This window comes from Prevotella herbatica (assembly GCF_017347605.1).
In the GTDB taxonomy this organism is placed as follows: domain Bacteria; phylum Bacteroidota; class Bacteroidia; order Bacteroidales; family Bacteroidaceae; genus Prevotella; species Prevotella herbatica.
Genome location: NZ_AP024484.1, coordinates 1542539 through 1561539 on the forward strand (window position 1 = coordinate 1542539; position 19001 = coordinate 1561539).

The 19001-nt window shown below is 39.0% G+C and carries 15 protein-coding genes and 1 tRNA gene; 5 read left to right on the forward strand and 11 right to left on the reverse strand.

Going from position 1 to position 19001, the window contains the following annotated elements; genetic code table 11:
* Window positions 1–58: 58 nt before the first annotated feature.
* Window positions 59–589, reverse strand: coding sequence for an adenine phosphoribosyltransferase (locus tag prwr041_RS05845; protein WP_207155395.1), 531 nt, complete (start codon window positions 587–589; stop codon window positions 59–61).
* A 165-nt stretch (window positions 590–754) separates the two neighbouring features.
* Complete coding sequence (gene mnmG / locus prwr041_RS05850; RefSeq protein WP_207155396.1) at window positions 755–2626, reverse strand: tRNA uridine-5-carboxymethylaminomethyl(34) synthesis enzyme MnmG; 1872 nt, start codon at window positions 2624–2626, stop codon at window positions 755–757.
* 226 nt (window positions 2627–2852) lie between these two features.
* Here mnmG and prwr041_RS05855 point away from each other — a divergent pair, with 226 nt between their 5' ends.
* From prwr041_RS05855 to prwr041_RS05865, 3 genes are all read left to right on the forward strand, one after another.
* Window positions 2853–3539 carry a succinate dehydrogenase/fumarate reductase cytochrome b subunit gene (locus prwr041_RS05855; RefSeq protein WP_207155397.1) on the forward strand — a complete coding sequence of 229 codons (687 nt, stop codon included), beginning with the start codon at window positions 2853–2855 and terminating at the stop codon, window positions 3537–3539.
* A gap of 65 nt (window positions 3540–3604) precedes the next feature.
* Entirely contained in the window at window positions 3605–5587 is a 1983-nt protein-coding gene (locus prwr041_RS05860) for a fumarate reductase/succinate dehydrogenase flavoprotein subunit (RefSeq protein WP_207155398.1), read from the forward strand.
* Between the two features lie 5 nt (window positions 5588–5592).
* Window positions 5593–6351, forward strand: a complete 759-nt coding sequence (locus tag prwr041_RS05865; protein ID WP_207155399.1) for a succinate dehydrogenase/fumarate reductase iron-sulfur subunit — start codon at window positions 5593–5595, stop codon at window positions 6349–6351.
* Between the two features lie 166 nt (window positions 6352–6517).
* Here prwr041_RS05865 and prwr041_RS05870 read toward each other — a convergent pair.
* The 4 genes from prwr041_RS05870 to prwr041_RS05885 form a co-directional block, all read right to left on the reverse strand.
* A tRNA-Pro gene (locus prwr041_RS05870) sits at window positions 6518–6590 on the reverse strand.
* A 91-nt stretch (window positions 6591–6681) separates the two neighbouring features.
* A complete protein-coding gene (locus prwr041_RS05875; RefSeq protein ID WP_207155400.1) occupies window positions 6682–7218 on the reverse strand; it encodes an LOG family protein in 537 nt (178 codons plus the stop codon).
* A 49-nt stretch (window positions 7219–7267) separates the two neighbouring features.
* A complete protein-coding gene (locus tag prwr041_RS05880) occupies window positions 7268–7825 on the reverse strand; it encodes a sugar O-acetyltransferase (RefSeq protein ID WP_207155401.1) in 558 nt (185 codons plus the stop codon).
* Window positions 7826–7850: 25 nt separating this feature from the next.
* On the reverse strand, window positions 7851–8648 hold the full coding sequence (locus prwr041_RS05885; protein ID WP_207155402.1) for a DUF3298 and DUF4163 domain-containing protein: 798 nt from the start codon (window positions 8646–8648) through the stop codon (window positions 7851–7853).
* Window positions 8649–8951: 303 nt separating this feature from the next.
* Between prwr041_RS05885 and prwr041_RS05890 the strand changes: the two genes are divergently transcribed.
* Both prwr041_RS05890 and prwr041_RS05895 read left to right on the forward strand, forming a co-directional pair.
* On the forward strand, window positions 8952–10862 hold the full coding sequence (locus prwr041_RS05890; RefSeq protein ID WP_207155403.1) for a DEAD/DEAH box helicase: 1911 nt from the start codon (window positions 8952–8954) through the stop codon (window positions 10860–10862).
* 152 nt (window positions 10863–11014) lie between these two features.
* Window positions 11015–12139 (forward strand): TlpA disulfide reductase family protein, encoded by a 1125-nt coding sequence (locus tag prwr041_RS05895; RefSeq protein WP_207155404.1) that lies wholly within the window; start codon window positions 11015–11017, stop codon window positions 12137–12139.
* 52 nt (window positions 12140–12191) lie between these two features.
* On the opposite strand, the gene prwr041_RS05900 is transcribed toward prwr041_RS05895, so the two are convergent.
* The 5 genes from prwr041_RS05900 to prwr041_RS05920 form a co-directional block, all read right to left on the reverse strand.
* The gene (locus prwr041_RS05900; protein WP_207155405.1) at window positions 12192–14753 is read right to left on the reverse strand and encodes an outer membrane beta-barrel family protein; all 2562 of its coding nucleotides are present in this window, start codon (window positions 14751–14753) and stop codon (window positions 12192–12194) included.
* Window positions 14750–15229 carry a FecR domain-containing protein gene (locus prwr041_RS05905; RefSeq protein WP_207155406.1) on the reverse strand — a complete coding sequence of 160 codons (480 nt, stop codon included), beginning with the start codon at window positions 15227–15229 and terminating at the stop codon, window positions 14750–14752. Before prwr041_RS05905 ends, prwr041_RS05900 begins: the two co-directional genes overlap by 4 nt.
* Before the next feature lie 111 nt (window positions 15230–15340).
* Window positions 15341–17878, reverse strand: coding sequence for an outer membrane beta-barrel family protein (locus prwr041_RS05910; protein ID WP_207155407.1), 2538 nt, complete (start codon window positions 17876–17878; stop codon window positions 15341–15343).
* Complete coding sequence (locus prwr041_RS05915) at window positions 17875–18501, reverse strand: DUF4974 domain-containing protein (protein ID WP_207155408.1); 627 nt, start codon at window positions 18499–18501, stop codon at window positions 17875–17877. The genes prwr041_RS05910 and prwr041_RS05915 overlap by 4 nt, the downstream gene beginning before the upstream one ends.
* 10 nt (window positions 18502–18511) lie before the next feature.
* Window positions 18512–18997: a sigma-70 family RNA polymerase sigma factor gene (locus prwr041_RS05920; protein ID WP_207155409.1), complete on the reverse strand. Its 486-nt coding sequence runs from the start codon at window positions 18995–18997 to the stop codon at window positions 18512–18514.
* Window positions 18998–19001 lie beyond the last annotated feature (4 nt).

The following is a 19001-nucleotide window of genomic DNA, read 5'->3' on the forward strand; positions in this document are numbered from 1 at the left end:
TAAAACTAAAGCAAGAAGATGGGCGAAGTTCTTCTCTTCCATCTTCTTGCTGATTGTTTTAAAACTTCAGTAGGGATGTAATTTCAATATCCTTATCAAATAGTTCGCGGCTTTTTGGAAATTCACTGTTTAATTCAATGATGAAGTTACAATAAATCTTCTTTGGATGGAATTTCTTAACCAAGTTGCATGCTGCAAGCATTGTTCCTCCAGTTGCAAGCAAATCATCGTGCAGAAGTATTACGTCATTTTCGTTTATGGCATCTTCATGGATTTCAATAGTGTCAATACCATATTCTTTTGCATAACTTTCCTGAACAGTCTTACATGGAAGCTTGCCTGGTTTTCTGCAAAGAACGATGCCTGCGCCAAGTTTTACAGCTACGGCAGATGACATTACAAATCCACGACTTTCTATGCCTACAATTTTTGTTATTCCTTTATTTGTATAAAAGTCACACATTTCATCGGCGATTTCTTTTAGAGCTTCTGGGCTCTTAAAAAGGGTAGTGACGTCGCGGAAATTTACACCATCGATTGGCCAATCTGGTATACAACGCAGATTGTCTAATAGTAGTTGATTATTCATTTTTTTCTATATAGTTGTTTGTTATATTTTGTTTCGATTTCATCGAAGTATTACGTTTTACTTTAATGCTTAAAGTGCACAATATCAATGTTTTATTGTTTGATTGGTTTCACGTGAAACGTACGTGGTGTAACACCGGTGTTTCACGTTTTGGGCCCTGTTAAGTTATCTCCCCAAGAGAACCAAAAGAACGTTAATGTCGCTAGGAGAAACGCCTGGAATTCTACTTGCTTGTGCTAAAGTCTCTGGCTCGATTCTTTCAAGCTTTTGACGACCTTCTGTTGAAATTTCGTGAAGTTCGCTATATTTGAAGTGTCCCTTGATTTTTATATTCTCAAGACGGTGCATCTTGTCGGCAACGATTTTTTCTCGCTCGATGTAACCTTGATATTTCATTTTGATTTCGGCTGCCTCTACTATTTCTTCTTTTCTGTTTTCTGGCGAATTTATCGCTTCTTTGAGTGAAGGGATTATTTCAGAAAGATTGCTTAGAGAAATGTGTGGACGTGCAATAAGATCTATAAGTTTACAGCCAGCACGTAATGGCGTAGTACCGATAGCTTCAAGTTGAGAATTTATTTCCTGCGCTTTTATCGGAGTTTCCTTGCAGAAATTAATCAGTTTGTTTACAGCCTCTTTCTTTTCAAGCCACCAATCATATCTGTCGCGCTTGGCAATGCCTAATTCGAATGCTTTTTCTGTTAGTCTGGCATCGGCATCATCTTGTCTCAACAAAATACGATATTCTGCTCTTGATGTGAACATTCTATATGGTTCATCAACGCCCTTTGTTGTAAGGTCGTCTATAAGTACACCAATGTAGCTTTCGTCACGTTGCATGATGAGTGATTCTCCGCCCCCGCATCTTATAGCCGCATTTATTCCGGCAACAGTTCCCTGTCCACCTGCTTCTTCATATCCGGTAGTTCCGTTCACTTGTCCAGCGAAAAACAATCCAGGCACTTTTTTCGATTCAAGAGTGTGTTTTAGTTGCGTTGGATCAAAGTAATCATATTCTATCGCATAACCAGGTCGATAAATCTTTACGTCTCTAAAAGCATGAATTTTGTGGATTGCGTCAAGTTGTACATCCATTGGCATACTTGAAGAAAAACCGTTTAGATACATTTCGTTTGTATCTTCACCTTCTGGTTCCAAAAACAAAGGGTGTTGTTCCTTATCTGGAAATGTGACTAGTTTCGTTTCAATCGAAGGACAGTAACGTGGACCTGTACTTTGTATCTGGCCGTTGAAGAGGGGAGAATCTGCGAGTCCTTTTTTCAAGGTTTCGTGCACCTCTTTGTTTGTATATGTAGTCCAGCAAGGTAACTGTTTTAGTATGCGATGCTCTCCAAAATAACTGAATTGGTGAAAATCAACGTCGCCTTTCTGTTCCTCCATGTCTTCGAAGTGTACGCTGCGTTTATCTATTCTCACCGGTGTTCCTGTTTTCATCCTTGCCGATGTAATACCGAGTCGGTTGATACTTTCGGTGAAATTATGCACGGCTGGTTCGGCGCATCTTCCGCCTTCAACCATTTTTCTTCCTACGTGCATCAATCCATTCAGAAAAGTACCTGCAGTGACGATTACGCTCTTGGCTCTGAATTCCACACCCCAGATCGTACTTACACCAACAGCTTCTCCGTTTTCAACTAAAAGTTCATCAGCTTGATCTTGCCAGATATCAAGATTAGGTGTGCTGTCAAGAACGGTACGCCATTCCCATATAAACTTACCACGATCACATTGTGCTCGAGGGCTCCAAACGGCAGGCCCCTTGCCAATGTTTATCATTCGGAATTGTATTGCGGTCTTGTCTGTCACTCTAGCCATTTGGCCTCCAAGTGCGTCGATCTCACGTACAATCTGTCCTTTCGCAATTCCGCCAATAGCGGGGTTGCAACTCATCTGACCAATCTTATTCATATCCATTGTTATCAGGCACGTCTTCGCCCCCATGTTAGCTGAGGCAGCAGCCGCTTCACAGCCTGCATGACCGCCGCCGATAATAATAACGTCGTATTTAAAAAGCATTATTAGTATATACTTATATTTTTCGCAAAAGTAAGAAATAAAATTGGATTTTTTATTAAATAGCTTTGAATTATCACTAAAATATAGTATTTTTGCAATCTGTTATGAGGATAAATATGCCTATTAATAGGTATTGGTGTTGTGGATTTTTATAACGTGCAATAAATTAATGTAAATTAAATTGAATATAATTTCTAACAGTTAAATATTTAAAAATCAATCATTTATGTGGTTAATCAATTCATCTATTGGTAGAAAATTGGTAATGTCAATAACAGGCGTTGCTCTTATTCTATTTATGACGTTCCACTGTTGTATGAACGTTGCGGCCATTTTCTCAGGAAAGGCTTATAACACAATTTGTGAGTTGCTTGGCGCCAATTGGTATGCAGTAGTTGCAACAATTGGCTTAGCAGCACTTGCAGTTTGTCACATCGTTTATGCTTTCATTCTTACTGCACAGAACCGCAGCGCACGCGGTAGCGAGCGTTACGCAGTGACAGCAAAACCTGAAAAGGTAGAGTGGGCTAGTCAGAACATGCTTGTACTCGGACTTATCGTAGTTTTGGGTATAGGTCTTCACTTGTTTAACTTCTGGTATAAGATGATGTTTGCAGAGCTTGCTGGCATGCAGACAGCACTGTCTCCCTCAGACGGTTTTGGTCTTATCAAGGCAACATTCAGTAATCCTGTATATGTTGTTCTTTATATCATTTGGCTTGTTGCTATCTGGTTCCACCTTTCTCATGGTTTCTGGAGTGCGATGCAGACACTTGGTATCAATGGTAAGGTGTGGTTCACTCGTTGGAAAGTAATTGGTATTGTTTACGTAACAGTGCTTATGCTTGCTTTCGTTGCTGTAGTGCTCGCATTCTACTTCGGTATTGCACCTAGTCTTTGCGCTGCTGCATAATTTATAATCAACATTATTTCCACATTGTGAAAGCATGTGGCTTATAATTCAAAACAAAGAATATTATGACTAAGACATTAAATTCCAGAATACCAGAAGGACCAGTGGCTGAGAAATGGACCAACTATAAGGCTCATCAGCGCTTGGTTAACCCAAAAAATAAATTAAAACTGGACGTTATCGTTGTCGGTACAGGTCTTGCAGGTGCAAGTGCTGCCGCATCTCTTGGTGAGATGGGTTTCAACGTTCTAAATTTCTGCATCCAGGATTCTCCACGCCGTGCGCACTCTATTGCAGCTCAGGGTGGTATCAATGCTGCTAAGAACTATCAGAACGACGGTGACTCTATTTATCGCCTTTTCTATGATACAGTAAAGGGTGGTGACTACCGTGCTCGCGAGGCAAACGTATATCGTCTTGCAGAAGTTTCAAATGACATTATTGATCAGTGTGTTGCTCAGGGCGTTCCTTTCGCACGTGAATATGGTGGTATGCTTGCTAACCGTTCTTTCGGTGGTGCGCAGGTAAGCCGTACATTCTATGCAAAGGGTCAGACTGGTCAGCAGCTTCTTCTCGGCGCTTATTCATCTTTAAGTCTTCAGATACAGGCTGGTAAGGTTAAGCTTTACACTCGTTATGAGATGGAAGATGTTGTTATCGTTGACGAGCATGCTCGTGGTATTATTGCTAAGAACCTCGTTTCTGGGGAACTAGAGCGTTTCACAGCAAATGCTGTTGTAATTGCTACTGGTGGTTATGGTAATACATATTTCCTTTCAACAAACGCTATGGGCTGCAACTGTACAGCTGCCGTTCAGTGCTATCGTAAGGGTGCTTATTTCGCTAACCCTTCTTATGTTCAGATTCACCCTACATGTATTCCTGTACATGGTGACAAGCAGTCTAAGCTTACTCTTATGTCTGAGTCTTTGCGTAATGATGGTCGTATCTGGGTTCCTAAGAATCTTGAAGATGCAAAGAAATTGCAGTCTGGTGAGATGAAGGGCTCTGATATTCCTGAGGAAGCACGTGACTACTATTTGGAGCGTCGTTACCCAGCATTCGGTAATCTCGTACCTCGTGACGTTGCATCTCGTGCTGCTAAGGAGCGTTGTGATAACGGATATGGTGTAAACAATACTGGTCTTGCCGTTTACCTTGACTTCTCTGAGTCAATTAACCGTCTTGGTATTGATGCTATTCTTCAGCGTTATGGTAACCTCTTTGATATGTATGAAGAGATTACAGACGTTAATCCTGGTGAAGTCGCAAATGAAATTAATGGTGTTAAGTATTATAATCCAATGATGATATTCCCTGCTATCCACTATACAATGGGTGGTATCTGGGTTGACTACGAACTTATGACTACTGTTCCTGGTCTATTCTCTATTGGTGAGTGTAACTTCTCTGACCACGGAGCCAACCGTCTTGGTGCTTCAGCTCTTATGCAGGGTCTTGCAGATGGTTACTTCGTATTGCCATATACAATTCAAAATTATCTTGCTGATCAGGATTTATGGCCGCATCTTGATACCAATCGTGCTGAGTTTGACGAGGCAGAGAATGGTGTTAAGGCAGAAATTGATCGCCTTATGAATATTAAGGGTAAGCGTTCTGTTGATTCTATCCATAAGGAACTAGGTCATATTATGTGGGAACACGTTGGTATGGGCAGAACTAAGGAGGGTCTTGAAGAAGGTTTGAAACAGATGGCTTCTCTCCGTGAAGAATTCAATACTAACTTGTTTATTCCAGGTTCTAAGGAAGGTCTTAATATCGAACTAGATAAGGCTATTCATCTTCGTGACTTTATCCTTATGGGTGAACTTGTAGCTTATGATGCTTTGCATCGTGAGGAAAGCTGTGGTGGTCATTTCCGTGAGGAGCATCAGACAGAGGAAGGCGAAGCAAAGCGCGACGATGAGAACTTCTTCTATGTTGGTTGCTGGGAATATAACGGCGACGACGCAAAGGCTCCTGAACTTATCAAGGAACCACTTGAGTATGAGGCAATTAAGGTACAAACACGTAACTATAAGAATTAATAATCATGGCAAAAAATATTTCTTTCACAATAAAGTATTGGAAACAGAATGGTCCTAAGGAACAAGGTCATTTCGATACACACGAGATGAAGAATATTCCTGAAGATACTTCATTCCTTGAGATGCTTGACATCCTTAACGAGGAACTTATTGAAGCAGGTCAGGAACCATTCGTATTCGATCACGACTGCCGCGAGGGTATCTGTGGTATGTGTTCTCTTTACATCAACGGAACACCACACGGAAAGACTGAGCGCGGAGCTACAACATGTCAGCTTTATATGCGTCGTTTCAACGAAGGTGACGTTATTACTGTAGAGCCTTGGCGTTCTGCTGGTTTCCCAGTTATCAAGGACTGTATGGTAGACCGTTCTGCATTCGATAAGATTATTCAGGCTGGTGGTTATACAACTATCCGTACAGGACAGGCTCAGGATGCCAACGCAATCCTTATTCCTAAGGAGAACGCTGACGAGGCTATGGATTGTGCAACTTGTATTGGTTGTGGTGCATGTGTTGCAGCTTGTAAAAATGGCTCTGCGATGCTTTTCGTCAGCTCTAAGGTTAGTCAGTTGGCTCTTCTGCCACAAGGACGCCCTGAGGCTGCAAAACGCGCTAAGGCGATGGTTGCTAAGATGGATGAACTTGGCTTTGGTAACTGTACAAACACTCGTGCATGCGAGGCTGTATGTCCAAAGAGCGAGTCTATCGCTAACATAGCACGCCTTAACCGTGAGTTTATCGTGGCTAAGCTTGCAGATTAAAATAAATTTTAATTATACTTTTAAAGCCCTGCGTCAATTTATTGATCGCAGGGCTTTTTCATTTTATAATCTATGAAACCAAAAAGATATTTATTATTCTCTTGGTTAATCAATAAAAAGGCGCTGGAACTTATTATAATAAGTTCCAGCGCTTATATTTTGCAAGTCGGGATGACCGGACTCGAACCGGCGACCTCGCGCCCCCCAGACGTGTACGCTACCAACTGCGCTACATCCCGATTGCATTATTCAAATGCGTTGCAAATTTAATAATAATAATCGAAATTACCAAATTAATAGTTGTAGTAGCATGCGATGTAAGAGTAGGACTTACATTGACTTCATAATGTCTTCTATATCAGATATATTCTCGGCAGCGAGAATATAATCAGTCCATTTACCACGAATCATTCCACGATCCTGCATGTCGTTGAGCAATGCGATAAGAGAATCATAAAATCCCTTCATGTTGTAAAGTATCACTGTTTTCTTGTGGTATCCTATTGTGTGGCTAGCAGCGACAGTGAATATCTCGTCAAGAGTTCCAATACCTCCAGGAAGCGCAATTACTACGTCGCTTTTGGCAAGCATCAGTTCCTTTCGGTCGCTAAGATTATCACATGCAATGTTTACGTCGACAGAGTCGCTCACCTTGCCGCCCTTTTCAATTATCTGCGGAATCACTCCTATTGTCATTCCTCCAGCGTTGTGAACGCTTTTGCCAATACATTCCATAAGTCCGCAGTTACATCCTCCGAAAACGATGGAATGACCGCTTTTTGCTATCCATGCTCCTAACTCTTCTGTCATTTTAAAGAAATCTTTGTCTATATTATCGTTAGCAGAGCAAAAGATTGATATTTTCATATTCTATTTATTTTTATTACGGCATTCTGTTTATGCCAAGTGTTGATGTTTATTCGTTAAGATGTTTCTTTACTACGGCTGGGTTGCCAGCAGCCATACAATCATCAGGAATGTCGTGTATTACAACGCTTCCTGCTGCGATTATGCAACGTTTCCCTATTCTTACCCCAGGACATACAACAACGCCACCTCCCAGCCACGTATCGTCGCCTATCGTTATCGGGAAAGATGTCTCACAAGTTCCCCTGCGCTCCTTATAGTTTATTGGGTGCTGTGGGGTGAGTAATTGACATGATGGTCCAATCTTCACATCATTACCTATTGTGACACAAGCACCGTCAAGAATTACGCAATTGTAATTAAGAAACGAGCGTTCGCCAATTCTTATTCCAGAACCATGGTCGCAATGAAAAGGAGGGCAAATTCCAGATGATTTTGGAAAATTAGGAATGAGTTTCTCAATTACATCTCTATATTCTGGTGATGAAAGTGTGAGAGTTTGTAGGCGTGTACACAAATCTTTGGCATGTCTTAAACTTGTGTTTATCTCTTTGTCCGAAAAATTATAAAGTTCTTCGGAACGCATCTTTTCAAATTCTGTTTTCATTATATGTTGCGAATAAATACGAAGTCTATTTAGTTAGTGATTTAGCTGTGACATTCAAGAACTTATTCAATTGCGAGTAAGGTATCGTTAATTGTGGAGTTCCTGCTGCATAAGGAGCTATCTCATATTGTCCGTAGACTAATTTAATACCATCTTTAGTAAACAAGGGTGGACATTTGGGGAGCGGAATAATATACATATTGTCAAGCATTAAACAACTTTTCAGTTCGTTATCATTCTTGACATTGAAATATTTTCTCAGTCCAATCTTTATTATATTCTGGAAGTCATCGTCATACGAGTTGTTTAATACTTCCCATCCTATTCGTCTTCCGTCGCTTTTGCGGAATGTCTGTCCTGTCACAATTGTTGAGCCATGAGCACCTCCTTGATATTCATAACATGAATATTCAAAAGTGACGAACTTCGCAGTCTCAGCAGTCTTTTGTGAATTGCAAATGTATTCGTACTTCCATTCACGGTCATTGTTAGCTGTATCCTTTTTTAGTTCGGCATAATCAGCCGAGTCATGACCGAAAGCGGAATTAATATAATGCTTTGCAATAGGCATAGTCTCATTGTATCCTCCTTCGTATGTTCCGCCCATTGTTTCACTCAACCATTCATTTATAGTGCTAGTCAAAGCTTCTGTTTTGCTTGTTGGGCAATCTGCCTTTATAGAGAAGTTGCCAACTTTATTGTTTATAGTAACGCTGTCGGTCTTAACTCTAATATCATAAGGAATAGTTTCACTGTGTGTACAGGCATTCAAAGCACATAGTGCCAAACCTCCGATAACAATTGTCTGTAATGTTTTTTTCATAAATCTTTATTATTTACGAATAATGAAGTGTAAAAATACTCAATTATATTAATATTCTAATTAGTTAGCTGTCATTTTTATATAAAATTAAAGGGCTTTGATTCAGTTATGCTTACTCAAAAAGTGGAAATAAAACAAATAAATATGGTTTTATGATGTTGTTACAAAATAAAATTGTAACTTTGCACCCGATTTTAAGTCACAACTTATTGTTTGTGATAATTTATTCATTTAGCGGAAGGTCTTCACGCCCAAGTATATGGCTGGGAGGGCGATTGTCCTTCCAATATAAAATTTTATTTTTTGAAGACATTTGAAGAGTTAGGCGTAAGCGAAGAGATTCGCCGTGCCATTGAGGAATTGGGTTTTGAACATCCAATGCCAGTTCAGGAAGAAGTAATCCCTTATTTATTAGGAAGTAAAAACGATGTAATCGCACTGGCACAGACCGGTACGGGTAAAACTGCGGCTTATGGTTTGCCAATGTTGCAAAAGATTGACCCTAAAAACAATGCCACTCAGGCTATTGTTCTTAGTCCAACACGTGAACTTTGTGTTCAGATTGCAGACGATCTCAACGGTTTTGGTAAGCATATCGACGGACTTCATATAGTAGCAGTATATGGAGGTGCAGATATTCGTTCGCAAATTCGCACTATCAAGCATGGTGTGCAGATTATCGTTGCTACACCTGGACGTCTTGTAGATTTGATTAACCGTGGTGTTACTGAGTTGGGTCAAGTAAACAATATTGTTCTTGACGAGGCTGACGAGATGCTTAAAATGGGTTTCTCAGACAGTATAAACACTATTTTTGAGCAGTTGCCTGAAGATAAGAATACCCTTCTTTTCTCTGCAACAATGAGCAAGGAAGTTGAAAGGGTAGGAAAAAGTTATTTGCATGAATACAAGGAAATTGTTGTAGGTAGCCGTAATGAAGGTGCTGAACATGTAGATCATATCTATTATCTTGTTCATTCTAAAGACAAGTATCTTGCCTTAAAGCGTATTGTGGACTTTTATCCACGTATCTTTGCAATTATTTTCTGTCGTACTAAGATCGAAACTCAGGAAGTAGCTGATAAGTTGATTAAGGACGGATATAATGCCGAGGCTTTACATGGTGACCTTAGTCAGCAGCAGCGTGATCTCACGATGCAAAAGTTCCGTCAGCATACAGTTCAGTTGCTTATCGCAACAGACGTAGCTGCTCGTGGTCTTGATGTTGATGACCTTACTCATGTTATCAACTATGGTTTGCCTGATGATATTGAAAGTTATACTCACCGTAGTGGTCGTACAGGACGCGCCGGAAAGAAGGGTACATCAATAAGTATTATTCATATAAAGGAAAAGTGGAAAGTTCGTCAGATTGAGAAACAAATTGGTAAGGAGTTTATCGATGGTGAATTGCCAAAGCCTGAAGAAATCTGTACAAAACAGCTTTATAAGGTAATGGACGAAATAATGAAGACCGATGTTGATGAAGATCAGATTGCTCCATATCTTGATGAGATTACACGTCAGTTTGAATGTGTTGACAAGGAAGATATTATTAAGAAGATGGTTACAATCACCTTTGGTCGCTTCCTTGAATATTATAAGAATGCACGTGAAATAGAGAAACCTACTGGAGCACGCAGGGGTGACCGTGACAGTGATCGTGGTGACAGAGGCTCAAGAGGTAAAAGTGCAAGCGGTGTTCGCCGTAAGCATGATACTGAGGCTGGATTCAGTCGCTTGTTTGTCAACCTTGGAAAGAACGATGGTTTCTATCCTGGCGAGATAATGCAATACTTGAATAAGAATATCCACGGACGTCAGGAAGTGGGACATATTGATATCTTGCAGAATTTTGCTTATATTGAGGTTCCAGAAGGTGATGCACAGAAAGTCATGAATGCTCTAAACGGTACAAGTTATAAGGGACGTGAAGTTCGTTGTAATGATGCTTCCGAAGAGGGACATGGACGTTCTTCTCGTGGTGGTGAGCGTAGTAGCCGTGGCGGTGATCGTGGCGGATATCGCAATGACCGTGGCGGTCGTGATAGTCGTGGCGGTAGACGTGATGGAGCTAGACCTGAAAGACGTTCAGATAAGCCGCAAGATAAGCCTGAGGACTGGAGAAGTCTTATGAAAGGCGGTGATCTGAAGGGTGCTGAACCTGACTTTAGTGAGGAAGGCTGGGCACGCAGAAAGCCAAGAAAGAAATAATATAAAATTATTGATATTGAAACGGGGTTGCAGATTAATCTGCAACCCCGTTTTTGTTATTATTACTTAAATTAATTACATTTTATATTCATTTATATTTGTTTAGGTTGTACATTTGTATGTTAATAGCGATAATAATAAAAAACAGTTACATGAATAAATTATTTTTAGGTATTGCAATGTTGCTTTCAGCACAAGCTACATTCGCAGACAACGGTAACTTTACCGTTAAGGGTGAATTGAAGAACTTTGGCGATACTATAATTGCCTTTGTTCCTGTTAACAAGGATTATGTGCGTGATACAATCCTAGTAAAGAACAATAAGTTTGAGGCAAAGCTTAATGTCTCCGAACCATCAAATATATATCTTATGTCTCCTGGTACTATGCGCCGAACTGAGAGCAAACGTGTCGTAATCCCAGCTGTTCCTGGTGAAATGGCAGTTCTTACAGGTGATCTTGCTACAAGATATGATATCAGCGGTAGTCAGTTTTATAAGCAGTATGGCGAGTTTGACCGTGTTTTAGAGGCTGCAAGTAAACCGATGACTGATTTTGAAGCAAGTCTTGACAAGCGTGTTGCAGCAGGTGAAGATCGTGGCAAGATTATGGATGAATACGAGGCAAAAGCTCCTGAGTTTCAGAAGGCTATCACTTCGGCTATATTTTCTTTCATAAAGAACCATGCAGATTGGGAAGCTAGTGCAGTTGCCGTTACCAATCTTGATGCGGATACAATTAATTCTGGTGTTGCTTTGTTGGCAGAGAGCGTAAAGAATGGTAGGCTGAAACCTTTCTATCAGACCGTTTTAGACAATTATAAGGCTAAAGCTGAACGTGAGGCTAAAGCAAAGGCTGCACAGGCTTCTGGTGTTTTGGCTCCAGACTTTACATTGAATGATATAAACGGTAAGCCATTGACTCTTTCAAGTCTTCGTGGCAAGTATGTTCTTCTTGATTTCTGGGGATCATGGTGTATATGGTGTATAAAGGGTATGCCTCAGATGAAGGAATATTATAGTAAATATGCCGGTAAGTTCGAGATTCTTGGTGTTGACTGCAATGATACAGAAGCCAAATGGAAAGAGGCTGTACAGAAGCATGAATTGCCTTGGCTGCATGTATATTGTCCAAAGGGTAGCAATGCTCTTGACGGCTATGCAATTCAGGGTTTCCCTACAAAGATTCTTATAGGTCCTGACGGGAAGATTGTTAAGACTATAGTTGGTGAGGATCCTGCTTTCTATAAGTTCCTTGATGATACATTCTCAAAATAAAATAAACTGATAATGCCACGGAGATTTCCGTGGCATTATTGTTTTAAATTTTCTACAGTCTATCCTTTATACTGTTATAGTTATCAATTTTGTTTTTATTTGTTTTTGACTTTGTAGAAAAGTTATATGCGATTCTACACCATATTTGGCGTGTCTGATTTTTTATATATACATTGTATTCTAGTGTTGGAACGCGATTAGTAGCTTTTGTTTTACTACCGTTAAATAAGTCATCAGTACCAAGTTGTATTGTCAATGCATCCTTTAAAAAAGAGTGTTCTATTGACAAATCCATAGTCGTACTACCTTTACAATATACGTTTTCGCTTATAAATGGTGAATTGTATGACGCACCAATGGAAAGTATTCCAAAATGATTCCAGATCATTCTGTTATTAAAGTTCATTTCACCGCCAAATAGTTTTGTTTTATTATAACTTTGTGGGATGCGTGTGTAATTTCCTGAAAGGTATAAATTTGTTTGCCACCACTTGAAAATTGAACCGCTGTATGAGTAATTAAGCATCAGGGATGATGTTGTACCATAGTTTATATTTGTATGGTAAGTGATTCCATTTTCAACTTCAAAATACTCGGTAATAGTATTCGGTGTATGATTATATATCAATGATAGCGTATGTCTTGCATGAGAAACAGTAAAGTTTAGCATGTCTGTTAGTTCTGCTTTCAAATTAGGATTTCCTTTGTCATACAATACATCTGATATGCGATTAACATATCCATTCATCAAAGAGAATGGCGGTCTGTTAATGGATTTTGTGTAATAAAAAGAATACTCATAACTGTGGGCTGTATTGTATGAAGCGAAAATATAAGGAATAAAATTTGTATAGTTTATACTAATATTATTGTTATCATCTACATGACCATTAATATTTGTCTTTTCAATACGAAAGTTTAATTTCATAAATAAATTCCCTATATTCTTGGAACCTCCTATATATCCACCATAGATATTTTCTTTATATTTCCATCCTGCAGTAGTTCTGCTAGCATCAATATTGTTGTCTACAGAATAAAAACTATTCCTTTTGCTGGTTAGAAGTTTTACTCCTGATAAGAAACTCCATTGTCCAAGGAAGTTCTTACGTAAATCAATATTTGATGTGATATTATGCGATTGTGCAGATGTTACATCTGTTTCATTTACATCTTTCTCTGAATAATTCAGATAGTTAGTTTCTAATTGATTATCAGTCTTCTGATTTTTATTATTATAGTTTAATAATACTTTTAGCAAACTCTTCTGATTATCAATGTTCCAATTATACGACCCTACGATATTATAAAAATCAGAATGACTATAATAATGCGATAGTCCTTCTCCATTAAAAAACTTATTGTTTTGGAGTGTGTAAGTCACGTCATTTTTTCCATAATTTGTAGTAGGCAGACTACTTATCCCATTTAACTCTAGTCCAAAAGTATGTTTTGGAGTAACATTAAAAACGGCTCCAATACGATACACGTGCTGTTTCTTGAAGCTTAGATAACTTCCTTTTTCTGCGTGCTTAGTGCCGTTATATAAATAATTATTTTCTGTTTCACCATATTGTGAAGCTTTTGCTTTAGAGTATGAGTAACTGCCATATATGTTCCATTTCTCTGTACCAAAAAACATATTTGCAGACGGTGTAATATTGTAATATCCTGACTGTGGTGTACTTGAATATAAATCCATATTACCAGTAAAACCATGTCTGTTTTTCTTGGTTATAATATTTATGATACCACCTTGAATGCTTGCATCATTTTCACCACCATGATTTTGAGACAACTCTATTTTTGATATTTCAGAAGCTTTAAGATTTGTCATGAAAGTGCTTTGTTCTTCATCAGACAATTGTCTGCCATTCACGAAAACTGTTGCTTTCTTCCCTGCCATCTTGATGTCGCCATTTGAATTTATTATTACTCCAGGTGCAAACTTCAATACATCTTTGGACGTTAGGTTCTCAATTTTTGGCATCTGATTAATATCAAAGATTGTTTTGTTTTCTTCATGCTTAATTATTGGACGGTATCCTTTAACAATGACACCTTTGATTACTTGCATATCTTCTGTCATGACTATCTTGCCAATATCACCGACATCGAATGGCCTTAAAATGGTTTTATATCCTATGCAGGATATTTTGACCAAGGCATGCTTTGCACCGCATGGGATGACAAACTGCCCTGCCAGATTGCTGACTCCACCATTGATGAATGTTGAGTCTCTGGCGGACAGCAATGATATGTTGGCGTAAACTATGGGTTGACCTCTCTTGTCGACAACCTCTCCTATCAGTTTCGTGCTTTCTTTCTGTACACACTCTACAAAGATGTTATCTCCATCGACCGTCATCCTTATGGGATAAAAGCCTATCACGTCTCTTATGGCATCGGGCACAGTCTTTTTGTCAATGCTGGTAGTAACGGTAAAATCTTCAAGTTCGTTATAGATAAAGTTGATCTTGTACTTACTGGTATTCGCCTCTATAATCTTGAGGACCTTAGACATGGAGACGTCTCTGAAATCATGTGTGATTCTCTGTGCACTGACTGAGAGAGCAACAAAAGCTGCAATCAGAAATAATATATATCTTTTCATTTTACATCTATTTTACTGTCAGTCAATGTCATGTTCACATTCTCAAAATGGTTCAATGACTCTACGATAGTTTCTGCATCCTTGGTTTTATCCCAATAAAAGTGCAGACGCAGATGTCTTGACTTGTCTGAATGATAGATCACCTTTAGTTTGTAATATGAGGATATGTCATCAAGTATAGTTTGTAACTCTACGTTATCAAATAATTGTTCTTTTTGTGTGGTGGTATCGGTAGTTTCTGCATTGATGCTCTTGACAGGCTTGTCTGTCATCACTTGCTCAATCTGTGCTTTCCGGACAGATTGTTTATCAGAGGAACTCCGATTAATGACTATTGCTGCATAGGTTATGCCCGGCAACAATACTATACCAATCAATATGGCTGGTATCCTACTCAATGAGAAATGATGGGATAGTCTCAACATCTGCTTATAGTTACTTCTGAAAAACTCTTCAAAATCCTTTTTCTTTTGCATACTTATTTTACTTTTGTCGTGTATATAACGAATGAGTTTTGATTATCCTAACCATGAAAATCAAAAAAAGTCTGAATGAATAGGTAAAATATTACAGTATTCACCCATAAACTACAGCCGGTTAAGCTCTTCTTTAGAAGCACCCTTGCCTTTGAATGTGTTCTTGTGGTTAAACGAATACGTAACACTCAGGCGAACGAAACATGAAGCTCCTTTCCTATTGTCAAGATAATAAATGCCATTGGTTTCCACAAGATTTTTCTGTCTCCATGACGAAACGAAGTCATTTGCTAGAATATTGAATGACCATTTGCCTATGCTCTTGTTTAGCATCATATAAAGCATGGCTCCACCATTACTGTAAACTGTAGCATCATTACCTTTTGTTAGCCACATTCCTGACAGATACGCATAAAAATTCCAGGGCAGATCAAAACGGTTGTTTATTTCCAGCTTTCCCAACACGCTGTCATAGCGTTTCTCCGGACTACCGTATTTCAGATTCTGAAACTGTACTAATCCCTGCAATGTCGGATGCCATCTGCCAATGTCAAAGCTCTGGGATCCCACTATTTGAAATCTATCATAATCAGGAAGATTTATTTCTTGTCGTACATTCACATTCTGACTTTCAAGGTATGTGTATGTCGTGCTGATATATCTTTTTCTACGTGTATACGAGGCCGTAACATATGTGTGGTTGTAAGAAAAGCGCAAGTCAATGTTATGATCTTTTGATGACTTTAGAAGTGGGTTACCTGTTTCCCATGAAGTATGGGATATATAGAAGTAATTATTATTCAGCATACTGTAACTTGGACGGCTGATGTTGGTATTGTATGTTATTCCCATTGCTAAACCATTATTACTGTAATTGAGTCCCAAAGAGGATAGCCAGTCGTTATAAGTTTTTGATTGAGTAGGAATAATGATGCCATTCTGTTCATAATTAAAATCTGCATTTTCAAATCTAAGCCCAGCATCAACGTTCCAATACTTGTTGTATTTATAGTTTAATGAAGCATAGCCAGCTGAGAGATGTTGCTTTTCTTTATCTCGTGCTGGTTCAAAGAAATTCTTTGCGTCTGAGGTGCTACCTGCAAAGCTCTGAATGTTTTTAGTGTATGAATACTGTCCTCCGACATTCATTGTTATACAATTCCAAACAGCCTTCAAATTCGCCTTTGTTGCAGTCAGATGATACGTACTATTGTTCTCTGTATTGATGTTTTGTTGATAAGACAGCCCTTGTTCCTCAGTTTCAGATCCAGAATTTGAATTTCCATAAAGATAGTCCATGTCTGCGGTAAGCTCATAGTTCTTTTTGGTACCGAACTTGAACAGAGAGTAGGCATTTACATAATGGCGTAAACTGCGACTGTTGTCGTTACTTGAGGAATAAATACTGTCTGGTCCGGCATCTGCGTTAGTCCATATGTTATTGGCTGATGTAAATTTACTTTTGGGAGTTCTGCTGAATTCATACCTTATGCCGAGTGAGTTATCCTTAAAATCATAACTTGTTCCAACTGTAAATCTAAGACTTTCTGATCGCTTCTTGTATGCACCGTGAGTAATTGTCTCATCTTTATTCTCATTAAACTTCTCTGTATATATTCTATTCTGTTTGAAACCGTCGTCTGACAAATTCGTACTAGCATAGAATCCCAAACCATTTTTATTTATCCATGACATGTCAGCATCAGTAGATCCAGACGAAACTTCAGATTGGCTTCCTGATAATTTCACCACACCCGCAAGTCCAGAGTCAAGCCGCTTTGTATGAATTACAATCACTGATTTTACGTCAGCACTATATTGTGCACCAGGATTCGTAATGATGTCAACGCTTTTAATGTTTTGAGGTGATAGCTGAGATACTTCACTTATATTCCTCACTTTACGTTGGTTGATATAGATTTCTGGAGTACCTTTTCCTAAAACAGATATATCGTTTTCAGAACCGTCTATCATTGGCATTTGTCTGATAGCGTCAACAGCGGAACTGAGTTTGGATAGAGGATTGTTGTCCATTGATATAGAGAGTCCCGCATTTGTCGACTTAATGAAATTACGATGTCCCTTCACCACAACTTCACCAAGAACCTTGCTGTTCTCAACCATTTTCACATCACACTCTTCTCCAGATGTCCATTCTACATACTTGGTCATATATCCTATGCATGACACCTTGACCAGGGCATGCTTTGCACTGCATGGAATGACAAACTTGCCTGCCAGATTGCTTACTCCACCATTGATGAAAGTTGAGTCTCTGGCAGACAGCAAAGATATATTGGCGTAAACTATGGGCTGCCCTCTCTTGTCGACAACCTCACCTATTAGTTTCGTGTTTTCTTTCTGTACACACTCTACAAAGATGTTATCTCCATCAACCGTCATCCTTATGGGATAAAAGCCTATCACGTCTCTTACGGCATCGGGCACAGTCTTCTTGTCAATGCTGGTAGTAACGGTAAAGTCTTCAAGTTCGTTATAGATAAAGTTGATTTTGTACTTACTGGTATTCGCCTCTATAATCTTGAGGGCCTTAGACATGGAGACGTCTCTGAAATCATGTGTGATTTTCTGCGCACTGACTGAGAGAGCAACGAAAGATGCAATCAGGAATAATATATATCTTTTCATTTTACATCTATTTTACTGTCTGTCAATGTAATGTTCACATTCTCAAAATGGTTCAATGACTCTACGATGGTTTCTGCATCCTTGGTCTTATCCCAATAAAAGTGTAGACGCAGATGTTTTGATTTGTCTGAATTATAAACTACCTTTAGTTTATAATATGAGGATATATCATCCAGTATGGTTTGTAATTCTACGTTATCAAACGACTGTCCTTTTTGTGTGGTTGTAGTATCCGTATCTGTGGTTTCTGTATCAATGCTCTTGGTAGGTTTGTCTGTAATCACTCTGCCCGTCTGTGTTTTCCTGACAGATTGTTTATCAGAGGAACTCCGATTAATGACTATTGCCGCATAGGTTATGCCCGACACCAATAGTATACCAATCAATATGGCTGCTATCTTGCTCAATGAGAAATGGTGGCTATGCTTTGTCTCAAACTCTTGCAGGGCTTTGTCTACATCTACATCAGGGCTCTTAGTATAGGCATTGTCTGTCTTTATAATGAGATCATAATACTCACGGGTTTCTTTGTCTGCAAGGATTTCCTGCATCTCCTCTTCAGAATAATGCTCGGGGTGCTCTGTCATATCAAGCAACCGCTCTATTTTTTCATTTGTATCCATATTCATCCGTTTATTTGAAATTGGCTTTTAAAGTTTTAAGAGCTTGTGAAAGATGCTTATATACAGCCACCTGACTTATGTTAAGTTCGTCGGATATCTCTCTGTACTTCATCTTACGCTCATACTTCATAATAAGTACTTGCCTGTCTCTGGGCGTTAAAAGGGTATCTACCATTTCTCTGAGTCTCTGCATATCTGGTGTGTCATTATTAATGGCAATGGATGGCAGTGAAGATTCAAGGGTGAGCAAACGGCACACACGCTCTTTGATACGCTTGTGATTAAGCAGGTCGATACAGCGATTGCGTACGCACATCAGAAGATAGTTTTGCGGCTTATCTACATAGGGATTGATCGTTCCATCCCAAATGCTTGTGAATATGTCACTCACAATGTCTTTAGAGTCTTCTTCATCCTTAACTATAAGGATTGATAGTCTCAACATTTGCTTATAGTTATTTCTGAAAAGCTCTTCAAATTGTTCTTTCTTATGCATACTT